This window comes from Photobacterium carnosum, assembly GCF_002849605.1.
GTDB classification, from domain to species: Bacteria; Pseudomonadota; Gammaproteobacteria; order Enterobacterales; family Vibrionaceae; genus Photobacterium; species Photobacterium carnosum.
This window is the reverse complement of the sequence record NZ_NPIB01000003.1, coordinates 194,020-209,604: the sequence shown is the minus strand read 5'-3', so window position 1 is coordinate 209,604 and position 15,585 is coordinate 194,020. Positions and strand designations below refer to the sequence as shown.

General features: G+C 37.4%; 15 protein-coding genes. All 15 read right to left on the bottom strand.

Features of this window, described 5'->3' with window-relative positions; all coding sequences use genetic code 11:
- Positions 1–18 precede the first annotated feature (18 nt).
- Positions 19–573: a DUF3833 domain-containing protein gene (locus CIK00_RS04855; protein ID WP_101767787.1), complete on the bottom strand. Its 555-nt coding sequence runs from the start codon at positions 571–573 to the stop codon at positions 19–21.
- A 54-nt stretch (positions 574–627) separates the two neighbouring features.
- The gene (locus CIK00_RS04850; protein ID WP_101767786.1) at positions 628–1,125 is read right to left on the bottom strand and encodes a chalcone isomerase family protein; all 498 of its coding nucleotides are present in this window, start codon (positions 1,123–1,125) and stop codon (positions 628–630) included.
- The gene (locus CIK00_RS04845) at positions 1,122–1,637 is read right to left on the bottom strand and encodes a DUF2878 family protein (protein WP_101767785.1); all 516 of its coding nucleotides are present in this window, start codon (positions 1,635–1,637) and stop codon (positions 1,122–1,124) included. Before CIK00_RS04845 ends, CIK00_RS04850 begins: the two co-directional genes overlap by 4 nt.
- Entirely contained in the window at positions 1,637–2,875 is a 1,239-nt protein-coding gene (locus CIK00_RS04840; protein WP_101767784.1) for an SAM-dependent methyltransferase, read from the bottom strand. The genes CIK00_RS04845 and CIK00_RS04840 overlap by 1 nt, the downstream gene beginning before the upstream one ends.
- 13 nt (positions 2,876–2,888) lie before the next feature.
- Positions 2,889–3,719, bottom strand: a complete 831-nt coding sequence (locus tag CIK00_RS04835; protein ID WP_101767842.1) for a DUF1365 domain-containing protein — start codon at positions 3,717–3,719, stop codon at positions 2,889–2,891.
- Entirely contained in the window at positions 3,706–4,968 is a 1,263-nt protein-coding gene (locus CIK00_RS04830) for an NAD(P)/FAD-dependent oxidoreductase (protein WP_101767783.1), read from the bottom strand. Before CIK00_RS04830 ends, CIK00_RS04835 begins: the two co-directional genes overlap by 14 nt.
- Positions 4,965–5,711 (bottom strand): SDR family NAD(P)-dependent oxidoreductase, encoded by a 747-nt coding sequence (locus CIK00_RS04825; protein WP_101767782.1) that lies wholly within the window; start codon positions 5,709–5,711, stop codon positions 4,965–4,967. The genes CIK00_RS04830 and CIK00_RS04825 overlap by 4 nt, the downstream gene beginning before the upstream one ends.
- Positions 5,708–6,145 carry a nuclear transport factor 2 family protein gene (locus CIK00_RS04820; RefSeq protein ID WP_045036940.1) on the bottom strand — a complete coding sequence of 146 codons (438 nt, stop codon included), beginning with the start codon at positions 6,143–6,145 and terminating at the stop codon, positions 5,708–5,710. Before CIK00_RS04820 ends, CIK00_RS04825 begins: the two co-directional genes overlap by 4 nt.
- Positions 6,146–6,170: 25 nt before the next feature.
- A complete protein-coding gene (gene phrB, locus CIK00_RS04815; RefSeq protein ID WP_101767781.1) occupies positions 6,171–7,673 on the bottom strand; it encodes a deoxyribodipyrimidine photo-lyase in 1,503 nt (500 codons plus the stop codon).
- 25 nt (positions 7,674–7,698) lie between these two features.
- Positions 7,699–8,496 (bottom strand): MerR family transcriptional regulator, encoded by a 798-nt coding sequence (locus CIK00_RS04810; RefSeq protein WP_101767780.1) that lies wholly within the window; start codon positions 8,494–8,496, stop codon positions 7,699–7,701.
- 48 nt (positions 8,497–8,544) lie between these two features.
- On the bottom strand, positions 8,545–9,492 hold the full coding sequence (locus tag CIK00_RS04805) for a YbgA family protein (protein WP_045040033.1): 948 nt from the start codon (positions 9,490–9,492) through the stop codon (positions 8,545–8,547).
- A gap of 245 nt (positions 9,493–9,737) precedes the next feature.
- Positions 9,738–11,846, bottom strand: a complete 2,109-nt coding sequence (locus CIK00_RS04800; RefSeq protein WP_101767779.1) for a dynamin family protein — start codon at positions 11,844–11,846, stop codon at positions 9,738–9,740.
- Entirely contained in the window at positions 11,846–13,234 is a 1,389-nt protein-coding gene (locus CIK00_RS04795) for a hypothetical protein (protein ID WP_101767778.1), read from the bottom strand. Before CIK00_RS04795 ends, CIK00_RS04800 begins: the two co-directional genes overlap by 1 nt.
- A 153-nt stretch (positions 13,235–13,387) precedes the next feature.
- Positions 13,388–14,071, bottom strand: a complete 684-nt coding sequence (locus tag CIK00_RS04785; protein ID WP_101767776.1) for a hypothetical protein — start codon at positions 14,069–14,071, stop codon at positions 13,388–13,390.
- On the bottom strand, positions 14,068–15,582 hold the full coding sequence (locus CIK00_RS04780) for a dynamin family protein (protein WP_101767775.1): 1,515 nt from the start codon (positions 15,580–15,582) through the stop codon (positions 14,068–14,070). The genes CIK00_RS04785 and CIK00_RS04780 overlap by 4 nt, the downstream gene beginning before the upstream one ends.
- Positions 15,583–15,585 lie beyond the last annotated feature (3 nt).

Sequence of the window (15,585 nt, the reverse complement as noted above, 5' to 3'; positions counted from 1 at the left end):
AGGGATTAGATACGAAGATTACTTTTGAAAAAATAACGTCACACTCCCAACAGTAATACCCCATTTTTTCATTTTTGCGACATTAAATAATTGACCATCATATTGATAGAACATCCAATCTTCAAAATCAATATGGTATGGCGATCCATCAATATCTACGGTCAATACATATTGCCAATACAATGCGTTGCCTTTTTCATAACCTACCGCTTTACCAACAACATCATCAGCCGTACCAAAATAACGTCCATCTTCTTGTTTAGTGATAGTCCATATTCGCTGTTGCGTTTGTTTATCATCAAACACAAAATCTTCAGTAAGCACCAGTTGATTTCCCGTAATAACCCCGTTAAGTTTTACATCGAATCGGCGTACTTGCCGACCTTTATAATCTTGTACCATCCCCCACGCTTGGCTATGCCCTTCAAAAAACTGAAACAAATCAAATTTAGGTTCAGTCTGTTCATAATCTTCAATTGAAGCAGTACAACCGTTTAATAATAATGCCAATACGCACCCAAGTAACCATTGTAAGGTGATATGTGGTGTCTGATAAATAGAATGAGAAGACATAATCTGTTCCTCTTAACGTGTTATAGCCAATAACTAGCGTATATAACCTAGGTTCTACTGACCAATGAGCTGTAAGCGTAATTTAGGGTATGCGGTGTCGGTTGATAGCCAAATACCAATAAAAGCGTTACTTAATGCCGCAGACAGTGGTTTACCTAACGGTTTACCCTTTTGATAAAAACGTCCTTCAGTGGCATTTTTCACAAACACCAATCTATCGCCGGGTTTAACACTCGGCCATTGTTGTGCTAACTGGCTTAACCATTGTTGCCGCTGTAATGATGAAAAACCTAAGTGTTGCCATTGCTTGTCGGTTGCAATAAGAAGATCTTCTTTATCAATATCACGCAAATAACGAATAATCAGTGCCAAATTTGGATCATTTGCAACATATTTACCCGTAGGTGTTTTAAGTTGGGCGACATATATCTGCCACCAGCCCCATTTTAAGGTCGACTCACCCACGGTTGGCCATGTAAACCATGATGAGGCTTGTGCGGATGAACTCGTTAAAGTAACAATAAGCAGTAATAGTGCTAAATACGCTTTCATGCTATTTCTCTCTTGGTCATCATCTGTAATAACCACAGTAAATAACCACTATAAAGACTCCAGACAACAGCAATGCCGATAAAGGTAATGAGTTCTCCATAAGGCCATATTACTGCACCTAACGTTAATCCGGTCCAATAACTGATTGCACCGCCAAGACTACCCCCCATCATCGCCCCCCATAATGGCAGCTTTTGTACTTGTTCTCGCATTACCCATACCATTGAAGTAAACCCTAACCATAATAAAATGAGCCACAACGGTATAAAGTCATTAAAAGGTGCAAATAAAGGATCTTGAGGCAATGGAAATTGCATTACTTCTAACTGAGATAAGACATAATCACCGCAGATACCAATAACACTAGCAATTAACGCAAACGGGCAACTACGATGGTAAAACAGCCAACAACCAATTAAGAGTGCGATTAATATGCCTACATACTGGTATTGCCCCCATACAGCAAGCAACCAAAACAGGTTAAACCCAAGACCTATCGCGATATATTTCATTATTTACGCCACTGAGGACGACTAGCAACTAATTGAATGGTACTGATACTGCGCTCTAAAAATCCGCCTTCGCAGTAACAGAAGTAATAACGCCACATGCGCATAAAGCGTTCGTCATAACCATACTGATTTAATGCTTCACTATTGCGATTAAACGCAACATGCCAATCGGCTAATGTTTTTGCGTAATCTAAACCGATATCTTTAATATCACGCGTTACAAAATCACTGTGCGATGTTAATTGTGATTGTAAGACACTAATGGATGGTAGAAACCCACCAGGGAAAATATGTTTTTGAATGAAATCAACATCTTTGCTATAGCTTTCATAGCGTTGATCAGCAATGGTTATCGCTTGAATCGCTAATAGTCCGTTAGGCTTTAATAATGATTGGCATTTTTTTATATAAGTAGAGAGATATTGCTTACCGACCGCTTCAATCATTTCAATCGACACTAATTTGTCATATTGTCCGGTTAAATCACGATAATCTTCAAGTAATAAGGTGATCTTATCCTCAAGGCCAGCTTGCTTAACCTTCTCTTGCGCCCATAGGTATTGTTGCTCAGAAATAGTCGTGGTCGTAACATGGCAACCATAATGCTGCGCCGCATAAATAGCCATTCCTCCCCAACCCGTGCCTATCTCTAATAGATGATCATCTTTGGTTAGCTGCAATTGATCACACAATCTTGCCATTTTATTGATTTGAGCCTGAGCAAGTGTGTCTGATGCCGATAAATACACCCCAGCAGAATACAGCATTCTGTCATCAAGAAAGTGACGATATAAATCATTGCCTAAATCATAATGTGCTGAAATATTGTCTTTCGCGTTTAAAAGATTATTTCTACGTGAAAAATGATTAAGTTGTTTAACAAGACGTGCAATCCAGCCAACTTTTGCCTCAATTTTATCCAGTGTTGTCATATTACGCGCCAGAATGCGCACTACATTAGTTAAGTCTGGGCTATCCCACCAGCCATCAATATACGCCTCACCGGCCCCAATACTGCCATCGGTTAATAACCGTTTATAAAAATCAAGATTAGTAACGGTAATCGCTGCTTGTAAACTGGTTTGTTTATCACCAAAGAAATGGGTATCGCCACCTTGCTCAGATACGGTTAATCCAACATCTGATAATTGATGCAATATCGTAAAAATCAATCGACGTGATCGATCATGGCTAAATAAACCGGTTGATGTTGTTGGTTCTAATTCACTTCTAAGCATAGTTTATCCCTTACTATTCATTGTCATGATTAGGGTGATCATAAATCGGAGCACCTTTACGCCACAATTTAAAGGCTTGCCAATATATTCCCACTAACACTTTAACCATCATAATTGGCGTGCCCAATAAGTATCGTAATAATGTTGCGCTTGTAAATGACTGCTTTTTCATCACTAATGTGGCATCAAAGACTTTTGTTGAAATATCGGCATTATGATTGCTGTTTCCATAATCTTCATTTTCACCTCCCCGACAAAAGCTATCTTTTTTTGAATCAACTTCTAAGTGAACTCTTACAATGCTATCAGGTAAAGAAAGCTGCCATACATAATCTTGATCCATAGGATTAAACGGGGAGACATGAAACGCTTTGTCATCAATAAAATGCTTTTGTTGCCAATATTGCTTGGCGGGGATCGCATAATAATGGCGTTGATTCCAAGGGGTATTGCTCACTTCAGCTAATACATATTGCCAAACACCTTGCTGATCAAAAACGTAATACATATTCAATGGGCTAAAATACAATCCACCATAGCGTAGATGACACAACATACTAACTTTACCGTGAATACGTTCGCCAGTGAGTTGATGAATTTTATCCTCAACCGCTAAATGAATGTCATCGGCACCATCAATGTAGTCTTGACGGCGAAAACGAGCGAAATGAAACCATGATCGTCCAAAACACGTTACCCTGTCACTCAGGGAATCAATTTCATCAACATCGAGATACATCATAAACATTGAATAACGAAAACGATGCAGCACAGGGGTAAAGCGTCGATGTCGAATATGACCACTATAAATTCCGCTATTAATAATGGGTTCAGTTTTGTTCATGTGCACACTCAACATCAATAACATCTAACGCACTTTTAACTCCATCTTCATGAAAGCCGTTATACCAATAAGCGCCACAAAACCATGTATTATCAAGACCATTGATCAAATGCCGTTGTTGTTGCGCTTTAATACTGTTGCGATTAAACACCGGATGGGCATAAGTAAATTGGCGTAATATCTTACTGGGATCGATAGCATGCGTTTGATTTAAGGTGACACAAAACGTTTCAGGGGCATCAATGCCTTGTAGAATATTCATGTTATACGTTAAGGCAGGAAGCTGGTGGCATGACTCATTATCCGTTAATGGTAAATGATAATTCCATGAGGCCCACGCAGCTTTAGCATTCGGTAAAATACGGGCATCCGTGTGCAAAACAACATCATTATCTTGGTACGCCATGGCTGATAACACCTGTTGTTCATTTACGGTACTATCGGCTAGTAGCGCTAAGGCTTGATCGCTATGACATGCAAAAATAACATGATCAAAAACGTCCACACTGTCGTTAACGGTGATATGAATTTGATCATTAATACGGCTCACCTGCTGTACGGAAGAATTGAGCCTGATAAATGGTTCTATTTCTACTAGCATACGCTTTACATATTCACGAGAACCACCAGGGATCACATACCACTGTGGGCGATTAACAATATCAAGCAAACCATGGTTTAAGAAAAAACGCAGAAAAAAACCTAATGGTATATTGCGCATATCCGCTAATGATGATGACCAAATTGCAGCCCCCATCGGTAGAATATAATTCTCAGTAAAATAATCACTCAAACCATGTTGTTGCAGAAAATCCCCTAAGGTTTGTTGTTGTTCTATATCTTCATAAGCGGTTTGCTTTGCCAGACGGTTAAATTTGGTGATTTCATATAAAAAGCGGTAAAACTGCGGCTTAAAGAGATTCTTTTTTTGAGCAAACAGTGAACTCAACCCATGACCGTTGTATTCCAAGCCATTATTATCATTATGAACACTAAAACTCATTTCACTGGGTTGACCTTGAATATCAAGTTCTGACAATAACTGCTCAAAATTGGGGTATGTACGATCATTAAAGACAATAAACCCTGTATCAATAGCATATCGACCACTCGCAACCTCAACATCTACTGTTGCTGTATGCCCACCAGCATAATCATTGGCTTCAAACAGTGTAATTGTATGTTGATGACGTAAATACCACGCAGCGGTCAATCCTGAAATCCCTGATCCTATAATTGCTATTTTCATGACGCATTCCTTGTCATCCGTTGAATAATAATCCGCTGTAAAGCAACAGGAAATAAAGCAATCGCTTTCAGTAATAAGGTGAATTTTATCGGAAAATGTATTTCTGCTTGTTGCTTACTCACACCTAGACGTATTTTACGTGAGGCGTATTCACCGCTAACAATCATCGGCATTGGAAAGTCATTTTTATTGGTGAGCGGTGTTGCAACAAATCCGGGATTAACCAAAGTAACCGTCTTAACCTTGTCTTTTAAATCAATCGCTAATCCATTTGCTAAGTAAGATAGCGCAGCTTTAGAGGCACCATACGCTTCAGCACGAGGTAAAGCGGTATAAGCGGCAGATGAACTAATAAATACCAAATGTGTTGTAGCTGTAAATCGAGATTGCATCGCTTCTAAACAATGAATAATGCCAAAAAAATTCACCTCAAATACACGCTTAAACACATCACTCTCAATCACACCATCATCGATATATTCACAGATGCCAGCGTTTAAAAGGATCAACTCAGGCAAAGTTTCAAGCTGTGATAATACCTGTTGAGTCTGTTCAAGATGGGTAACATCAAAGACTAACGGGGTTATTTTTCCTGTCGTGGCAGCATCACAATTAGTGACTAACTGCTCAAGCCGTGGTTGATTTTGACCACAAGCATAAACATGCCAACCATCATTCGCATAATCCATTGCCAATTGCAGACCAATGCCGGAGCTTGCACCAGTAATAAGTACCAGTTTCATTGGCCTAACCTCGTTTTAATAGACGTAATCACATAACCAATAACAGGTAACCCTTCATATAGCATCGCCCCTAAATCAAAAAAATCACGATGATAAATGATCTGTTGCTGCTTAATGGTTAACTGAGTACAGCCGTCTAAAGTACGTTGTTTTCCTTGCTGTAACTTTGGATGAGAAAAAGTCATTGTCCATTGTAAAAACGCATGATCACCATCAACAACTGCTTGATTTATAGTAAAATTACAATAATTAATGTTACTATACAGCGCAGTAAAATAATGCTGTAGCGCGTCAATGCCCGCGATGTGATGGGCAGGATCGTCAAACACAATATTTGAATGATAGACATCATTGAGCAGTAATAAATTGTCTTTATTAAGCTGACAATAAACCTCAATAAACCTATTAATTACTGTGTTATTGGTTGTAACCATAATAATATCCTTATTATTATTCTATTTATGCCTCACGCTGGTTGTCATACTCAGTTTTAGCTTGCTTATAACGCTCAATCGCTAACAGTCGCATTTGTTTATGATCAACAATGGGTAATGGATAATTCACACTACCAAAACCAGACCATAATGATGGTGCATGGATATATTTGTCAGGGACTGATTTGAGTTCAGGTAACCATTGGCGAATAAACTCACCGTTGGGATCAAAACGTTCACTTTGCGTGGTGGGATTAAAGACTCGAAAATACGGTTGAGCATCAGTTCCCGTTGATGCAGCCCATTGCCAGCCGCCATTATTCGATGCTAATTCACCATCAATCAACTGCTGCATAAACCATTGTTCACCAATGCGCCAATCACACAACATATCCTTGGTTAAAAAACTCGCAGTAATCATCCGTAATCGATTATGCATCCAACCGGTTGTTGCCAGTTGTCGCATTGCCGCATCCACCAGCGGAAACCCAGTTTGTCCTTGTTGCCAAGCATGAACATGAACGCTATTTTCTAACCATCGCACATTATCTGTATATAACTGAAAAGATTGGTTTTTACTTAAACGTTCATCACTATCAAGCAAGTGATTGTAAAACTCACGCCACACCACTTCGCTTAACCAGACAAAAGCCCCATTATCTTTATTTATTTCAACACATTGCGGTAAAGTTTGCAGTAAAGCGGATAAACACTGACGGGCTGACAAAGCCCCAATGGCTAAATAAGGCGATAAACAACTGGTGCCATCAATGGCAGGAAAATCACGTTGCTGCTGATAATACTCAGCTTTAGTTTCGCAAAACATCTGTAATCGTTGCTGAATAGCGCCTTCATCAACAGGCCATAATACACTGTCTTGTTTGGTATAATTAAAGGTTTGAATATTACAACTAGCGTCAATATTGCCCGCAAGAAGATCAGCACATTGCGCACTAGGAGTTACGGTGTCACTATTAGTAACGGGCTGATAGTTATGCATTAAAAACTGCGTTAACCATGCATTTCGGTATGGTGTAAAAACCTTATACATTTGTTGTTGTTTCGTAACCACACTACCAGGCGGTAAGGCACAAAAATCATCACTGCAATGCCATTGCTTATCTTGTGCCAGTAAAGCCTGCTCTACCGCACGATCTCGTTGTTTTTCATTCCAAGCATGCTGGCGATTACAATACACCGCACTAATTTGATATTGCTGACACACATTAATAATAATATCAGTCGCTACTGAAAAATCATCACCTTCAAGAATTAATAATGGAATACTGATATCATGAAGTTGCTGTTTAATAACGTGTAATCGGCGTTCAATTAAATCAATTTGTCGTCCTGAAACATAATGTTGATACCACTGCATTGGCGTTGCAATATAAGCGGCAATAACGGGTAAACCTGATGCTATTGCTCGATTTAAAGCCGTATTATCACTAACACGTAAATCAGCACGCAACCACACCAATACATGATCGACGGTTGTTGTCGTTGATAATTGAGGCTCAATATTCATTATGATATCCCTTTAGCATGATCCATTACTGTCCGTGAATTGTTTTTATACTGCCAACAAAATGTAACGTAACCCCAGTTTCTTGTTGTACCCTTTCAATATCAGTTAATTGCCGTCGGCTTAACTTGGATTCACCGACAATAATAAGATTAACGATACTACGCTCACGTATGTAAGCCGGCATACCCGTTAGCCGCCCAGATAAACCCGTCATAATAGTGACACCGTCACCTTTATAGCACCATTCAAGTCCCTGTTGCCAAATATTATGATTCTGATTTTTATCAAAACTTATCAACAAACATGTGCGTTTTTTTTCGTTATTAATCTTGCTAATAACACTAATAAAACACAGCATTAAAACCGACGACCATAAACTTTTTTGAACAGCAATCAAGGGATTATCTGGATGATCAATAACAGCATTTACTTCAGGCAATAAACGTTGTTGAATCACCATATACGGGTATATTTTCAATGCTTCATTGATCAATCTTTCCAACTTAAAGCCATTTAACGCTTGTATCGCAGCAATAATATCAACCGCGATATCTAATGTTTGTTGTGGCTCTAATGTCTGTGTATCACCGCAGATCAATAACGGTTTCACTTTACCAATCGACACCCCTTTTGCTAACCAATCGAGAATTAATTGAATCTTCTCTATGTCTGCTTCTGTGTATAACCGGTGTCCTTTAGGTGTTCGCTGAGGCACTAATAATCCATAGCGGCGCTGCCATGCTCTTAATGTGACCGAGTTCACCCCCGTGATCTCAGAAACCTCACTGATGGCAAATAATGTAGTGTCAGTAAGATCACCCATAAAACGCCTTTAAACTAACCATTGAAAATATAAACGAAAGTGAGTCACTTATAATGCATAACGTAATTTCAAACTTTCAGGATAAAGCTCTAAATAGGCTTGATCGGCTAAATAACTATCCGGATGAACCGTTAAATGATGGTTAATCAGGGTTAAAGGTGCAATTAAGGGCAAAAGTCCCTCACGATAACGCATAATGACATCACGTAATTCTGCTTTTTGTGGCTTGTCGAGATCTCGTTTAAAATAGCCTTGAATATGCATTAATACATTAGTGTTATTTTTACGGCTTGCTCTTTGCTTTAATGCATCCATAAATAGCTGTCGGTATTCAATAAAGAAGGCATTTAAGTCATCCCACTTGTGAATGTCCGAAACAAAAGGCCCTAAGATACGATAAGATTGTGGATCATGCGCCATAAGACACAATTTATAGCGGGAATGAAATTTAATAATACTATCGCGAGTCACTCCATCGGCAACAGAGCGGTATAAATCATCAAGCGCATAGATACGAAAAATAAAATTTTCACGTAATACGGGATCTTGTAAACGACCATCTTCTTCAATGGGTAACCACGGCATTCTTGCTATTAATCGCTGAGTAAAAATACCAACACTACCACCGGGTACTGAATTTCCATTATCTAAATATAATTTAACCCGCTCCATGCCACAGGTTGGCGATTTAGCGCACACAATATAACCCCGTAAATGTTCAAAACTGGGTATTTGATTATCGGCAAATTCTATCATTTGATCGGTATAATCAAGGTCGTGATCTTTAGATCCAACTAAAGCAATACGATCACCGTTATCTTGTAAACGAATCGTTGGTCGCGGTACGGTCATCCCAATACCGACCTCAGGACAAACAGGTTTAAAATCAAAAAATTCACTGAGTTCTTCATCGGCAAAACGGTTACGTTTATGTCCGCCATCAAAACGAACTTTTTGTCCTAGTACACAAGCACTTATACCTACAGGAATCCCCATACTGCCTCCAAACCCCACACAAAGGTTGTACAATTGTTAAATTATGTACAATAAATGTAGCCAACAAATCATAGTTGTACAACATTTTTTTTTGTACAACCTGATGACCCCTCTATCAATAACATCTACTAAATCGCAGCCATAAAAAAAGCGACCTTGATAGTTAATGCCATTCATTTAAGGTGAACCGCATTAACCATCAAGATCGCTTTAATCTTTATATTATAAACAATAGATTACTTTAATTAACTCACACGCTTAAGATTATCTGTTACGTCTTTTTCCATCATTGCCAATTCTGACAATAAACTATCAAAACGTGAGATTTCCTGTTGCTTGTTAGCTATTTGTAACTTCATATCATCGAGTTGCTGATTAATATTTTGCATCAATGATTGCGACAAACTAATCTCAATGTCTTTAAGTTGTTTTACCGCTAAATCAAACTGTTTGGTAAATTCAGCTTGTATTTTTGCTAATACTTGCTCTAAAGCTTTGTTTAATTGTGAACGTAACGTGTCCATATCACCGGAACTTGTCACTTCACCAGAAAAGTTTGCACTGATTAAGCTGGTGGTATCCCCGAGCTGAAGATCAAAACGTGGTAATTCCAATTGGCTCAGTGCATTTTCAAGCATTGCCCTAAACATAATAGGATCAAAATCTTCACTCTTGGTATCTAACTCATTAAGTAATGCTTTTTTCAAACTTAATTTAAGCGCATCAGATGAAATCAACTTACCAAAAGCACTCACAATCTGCTGAGAGCTTTGCGCACCATAGCGGTTCACTTGCTCTATCGCATCGTGCGGATTAAGGTAATCGTAAGAAACGGTATAAGTACTATAAACAGTACGGGTATCACCCCAACTAAACGGGTTATACCATTTAGATGTACTGACCTCTCGGCTGCGTTCTTCCGTTCGTGTACCAGTGCGTGTCGATAATTGGCTAAAACTAATTTGATCTTGTTTTAACTGGCTTAATAATTCAGAGGCTTGCTGTTGAGCATTGTTTCTTGCTTGCGATAAAGTAAGGCTTAATACCGCAGCAATAGAGGCAAGTTTTACTTCACAGCCTTGTTGCTCTTTTTCAATATCGGCAATATCTTTTGACTGTAAAAATTCAATACGCTGTTTAATGGATTCAGCCAAACTTAATAACTGAGTATTCATACGCTTATAGCTATCAGGTAAAATACTGCGCTTTTGCTGTTCTAACAGTTCAGAACGATCGTGTTTAGCTTGATCAAATGCTTGCTGTAAGGCTTCAAAATTTGCTAATCGTTGCCAATCTTGTTGAGTGTACTCATATTCATCCCACTCATCATCAGCTAGCTCTAGTAATTCATTATGAACATGCTGCATCGTTTTCGTCCATTGATCTTGAGGCCAATGAGCAAAACCATAAGCAAATGTACTCGCGAAAACAGGATTGGCTAAACTTTCAATTAACAATGCATGTTGGTTATCATCTGTTGCCATTTTACGATCAGCGAGTTCATTCGCTTTGGTTACTGCAACGCGAGTTAAACGAGTTTTTAGGTTTTGCTCTGTTTCTGCTAATGAATCACGATCATAACCATCATCTAAAATAGCCGAATCAAATTGCCCCCCCACCAGCACTAACCGCTTCACACCTTTATTAGGGAGTTGATCGCGCAACAGTTCATCGTCTGATTTATCTAAAAACTGGCTACTGCGTGATAAGAAAAATACCACGTCACAATTTGCCATATATTCACGGGTTTTCTGAGTGCGACTAGCAACAGGATCGTTCATTCCGGGAGTATCAACTACCTCGAAACCTTTTAAATCATCAATCGGTAATTCAATTTCAGTGCTTTTTACTAATGGGGTATGACTGCCATCACTACCGGTATATTGATTTAAAATACCTTGCAAACCATCAAGATCATCTGCAATAACTGATTCACAACCAATAGATAAGCAGCGTTGAATTTCATCAGCATCTAGCTTATTCGCCATGGCAATCAGTTCTTGTGACACTTTAGCTTCAATGGTATCAGCACCGCTTTGCGCGATTTGTTGGATCTCTTGCCATTCTTGCTCAGTGTAATAATCAACACGCAGTGTAAAGGCATCACCGTAACTGATTTTAGTTAGGTTCGCAGTTTTAGGGGTTGCCGCTTCCGGTAAAATCGGCTTACCTGCAAACAATAGCGCATTTAAAAAGCTACTTTTACCCGCTTTTACTTGCCCCATAATACCAATGCTGAGCTTTTGTTCTTGTTGCTGCCAACGCACTTGTTTAGCTTGCAAATCTTTTTCAATTTCAACTAATGATTGAATTTGAGGGAATGTGTTATTCCATTGGTTTAGTGAATTAAACATTAGTCATTACTCCAACGTCTTATATTTGAAACTTTTTTCATGAAATTACAGACAGAATCAATACCGCTTTTTTTAATCGTCTCAGTATCAAATAATGCTGAATATATATGTCTAAAACCAAATGATACTTCGTTACTTTCAAACTCAATATCACCAGAAAATTTTGTGTTATTTAGTAAGTTATCACCGCATATATTATATATAACTATCTTTGTGGCAATATCACTAGATTTCACTGCCCCACTATAAAACGTCTCACTGTACAACCCACATTCTTTTTTATTTTCATTAAATGAGTAACAATCATCAATCTTACATTTAATTAATGTATTTTCTAACATAGAGAAGGCATAAATAGCCCCTCCTATGTTAGCTATGCATTCTGTAAATTCACAAGAATTAAATTTAACACCTCGATTATAACTTGCCACACCACCATTCAAATATTCATTACCACAATTTTTGAATGTTGTGGCTTCAAATAATCCTTTAGATTCTTCATCCTTGAATTTAAAGCACCGCGCATTTTTTAACTCAAAGGAACTATTAGCCACATTAAATTCATTACAGTGACACAACGTAAATGCGGTTACTTTATCATCAGCATTAAAATCGCCTAATACCATTACATTATCAAAATTCACATTCGATGCTTCGATATTAAATATTGGCTTGACTAGCCCAGTATTGTTCAGATTAATGCTTGCATTTTTAATGTCTAATTTTGCATTATTACTAAAATTTATAATCGAATTTTCAAATTCAACTGCTAATTCGATTTCAATATCTGATTCTATTAACCAAATACCTTGTGTGATTTTACTTTCTAACTGTGATTTTGTTAGTTTAGTTGTGAAAAACTCAGCCCATACATCGTTTAGCAATAACGTCCTAACGGTTTCAGTCATTGAAACCACATGAGGTTCTTCAACACCTAAAATATGATCGGTTAATGCAATAACATCATTTAACTGTGCTTCACTCAGTGACAATAGCTGACACCATTCACCTAAAATGGTTTTTAGATTATCCGATAAAGCACCTGATAAACGTGTAAACACCAATACATCTATTAAGAAATGTTCAATTAAACCCTTCTCTTCTAATAGATTAATTCCGTCACGCAATGCATCCAGATCAACCGCTTGCGCTTGGGTAATTACATTCGATAAGGATAAATTGTTATTGATTGCAGCTAACCAGAAACCATATAAGCGTTCTTGATCTTGATTAATTGCCCCATTAGCTAATACAAATGCAGCTTGTAATACCGCATATTGGTTTTGCTCATGTTCATTTAATGATTCAGCAATGATATGAGCTTTAAATGGATTACGTTCAACACGTAGCTTGTCAAAGCTTTCAAGCCAAAAGTTTAGATTGTTCATTTTATTATAACCTTTAGTTTATTAAATACGTCTTCCCAAGCGATTAACTCATCTATTAAGTGGAACTTAAAATTAAATAAACATTCAATTTTAAAATTACCGATAAAAAAATTAAAATTAATGTCTTTTTTATATTTTTTATTCACTGGGAAATTAATAGCACTTGATAGTACTTGATAGTACTTTAACATCATCCATTACGTTATAACCCACAGGTAATTTGGTTATATTTTTATTTTTTAAATATTCACTTTTAATTATTATATCAAATTTCTTCAAAAAATCAGACTTGGAAATAATTTTAACATTATTATCATGAAAATATTTTTTCTTTTTATTTTTTGCGAATGTATATATATCACCTTCATTATAATAAGGACTCACCAATGAACTTGTAATATTCACGTACCCACTAAAAATACATTTAATATATTTTTTAACTATTCCAGATACACATAACATTCCATAAAGGTTATTTATAAGTTCCTTATTAACGCCATCTTCAGAAAAATAAGATAGTAAAAACGATTCAAAAAACAAAGAGTTTTTTACTTCTTTTTTATTTTCAACTATTGATATAACGTTTTTTTTACTAAAATCCGCAGCTAAATTATAATAGAAAGCCACTTCATTTTCTAATTCCATTGACGTTAACAGCATGCCAAACAAACGGCTTTGTGCTTCTGTTACTGTACCGGCTCCTGTAATGATTGCCGCTAACATGGTTGCGTAATCTTGCCGTTCAGCAACAGAAAATTGTGCCATATAGTGAGTATTTAATGGCTGTAAATTAGGCTTTACCTGATCAATGAGTTGTAATAATTTATGCTGACTCATTTTACTTCATCCAATAATTTTATAATGTCATCAACAGGTTGTGCTTGGCGTAATAACTGCGGTAATTGATTAAATAATTCTCCAGTCATTAACGCATCAAAACCATAATCAGGTGGCGTTTCTCTTCGTAAAATACGCGCAATAACTTTAGGATTAATGGGCTGTGAGAATAAATCAGCAAATGGATTTATGATCGGCTCTTCCAAGCCTTGTTCTTCACGAATTTGACGCAACATGCCTAATAAATCAATTTCCTTTAAGTCCATTAACTCAAGCGCATTTGGCTCGGGTAATGGCACACCGGCACGATCACCAATTTTTTTCAACTTAGTAAAAAACACATGGTTTAACGATGCTAAATTATCTTTAAGCTGTGTTAATTGTTGTAGTTCTTGTTTTACTAACTCAATCAAGTCGTTAGCATCTGACGTTAGCTCATCGTCATCAGCCAGCGTTAGAATACGATTTAATTTATGTAAACGTCGATTACCTAAGCGTTGTTCTTCTTCAAGAAACGATTGATATGCTAAAAACTGACGCTTAAAATTTTGAGCAAACTGTAATACGGTTAGCGTTTCATTCCACGCATCCATTTGTGCAATAACAGGCTCTAATGAATATTTCGCACGTTTACGAGTAGAAAATGGCACAACATCAATTACATTCACGCCACGATTAGCTAATGTAGTTTTAATCAGCTCAATAATTTTCGGTACATCTTCTTCAGTACGCTTATCAGCACGAGAGACTAATACATACTTAGGTATCTTCTTATCAAGTGAATCTAAAAACTTAATATCATCTTCAGAGATCACACCCGCTTCAGCCGATACCACCCAAACAATATAGTTAGCACTGTTTAGCTGTGCTTTCGCTAAGTTAGCATCAGTACGTTCATTCCAGTTTTGATCTTCAGGCTTTGAATACCCAGGTGTATCTAAAATTGCTAGGTTCTGCCACTGGAAATCAGGTAACGTAATAAAAGCAGATTTTAACATTCGCCCGACTTGGCTACCGTAAATAAGCTTTTCTTCGTGGGTTAAACTCGAAAACTCAGCTTGGGTTAACGTAATCGCACAATTATTGGTATTAATCGCTTGAATAGTCTCGTCTTGCCCTTTCATTACATAAGCTGGCATAGAGGTTGTAGGATCAACTTCAGCCACTAAGCATTTATGCCCAATCAACTTATTAATAAAACTTGATTTACCCGCACTAAAACCACCACCGATACCAACTACAGATTTAGTCGCTAACGATGGAAATTCACAAAACTCACGGAAACGCACTAATTCGTTATCCATTGCTTTGAGAATATCAGTGATGTTATCTGGACAACCTTTACGGGTTAGTTCAACTAAATCATGTTTAATTAATTGTTCTAACGCGGCAAGTTCACTCTTTAAATTCGCATCAATACTGCTATCAGACGAACACGCTTTGCACAGTAGTTGATAACGTTCTAATAATTGGTCATGCGACAAATTTGTTTTTAAATCTAAGGGGGACATGTT

Bases quoted from the DNA above. Each gene is read 5' to 3' on its own strand.
- CIK00_RS04855 (WP_101767787.1), bottom strand. From the start codon at position 573: ATGTCTTCTCATTCTATTTATCAGACACCACATATCACCTTACAATGG.
- CIK00_RS04850 (WP_101767786.1), bottom strand. From the start codon at position 1,125: ATGAAAGCGTATTTAGCACTATTACTGCTTATTGTTACTTTAACGAGT.
- CIK00_RS04845 (WP_101767785.1), bottom strand. From the start codon at position 1,637: ATGAAATATATCGCGATAGGTCTTGGGTTTAACCTGTTTTGGTTGCTT.
- CIK00_RS04840 (WP_101767784.1), bottom strand. From the start codon at position 2,875: ATGCTTAGAAGTGAATTAGAACCAACAACATCAACCGGTTTATTTAGC.
- CIK00_RS04835 (WP_101767842.1), bottom strand. From the start codon at position 3,719: ATGAACAAAACTGAACCCATTATTAATAGCGGAATTTATAGTGGTCAT.
- CIK00_RS04830 (WP_101767783.1), bottom strand. From the start codon at position 4,968: ATGAAAATAGCAATTATAGGATCAGGGATTTCAGGATTGACCGCTGCG.
- CIK00_RS04825 (WP_101767782.1), bottom strand. From the start codon at position 5,711: ATGAAACTGGTACTTATTACTGGTGCAAGCTCCGGCATTGGTCTGCAA.
- CIK00_RS04820 (WP_045036940.1), bottom strand. From the start codon at position 6,145: ATGGTTACAACCAATAACACAGTAATTAATAGGTTTATTGAGGTTTAT.
- phrB (WP_101767781.1), bottom strand. From the start codon at position 7,673: ATGAATATTGAGCCTCAATTATCAACGACAACAACCGTCGATCATGTA.
- CIK00_RS04810 (WP_101767780.1), bottom strand. From the start codon at position 8,496: ATGGGTGATCTTACTGACACTACATTATTTGCCATCAGTGAGGTTTCT.
- CIK00_RS04805 (WP_045040033.1), bottom strand. From the start codon at position 9,492: ATGGGGATTCCTGTAGGTATAAGTGCTTGTGTACTAGGACAAAAAGTT.
- CIK00_RS04800 (WP_101767779.1), bottom strand. From the start codon at position 11,846: ATGTTTAATTCACTAAACCAATGGAATAACACATTCCCTCAAATTCAA.
- CIK00_RS04795 (WP_101767778.1), bottom strand. From the start codon at position 13,234: ATGAACAATCTAAACTTTTGGCTTGAAAGCTTTGACAAGCTACGTGTT.
- CIK00_RS04785 (WP_101767776.1), bottom strand. From the start codon at position 14,071: ATGAGTCAGCATAAATTATTACAACTCATTGATCAGGTAAAGCCTAAT.
- CIK00_RS04780 (WP_101767775.1), bottom strand. From the start codon at position 15,582: ATGTCCCCCTTAGATTTAAAAACAAATTTGTCGCATGACCAATTATTA.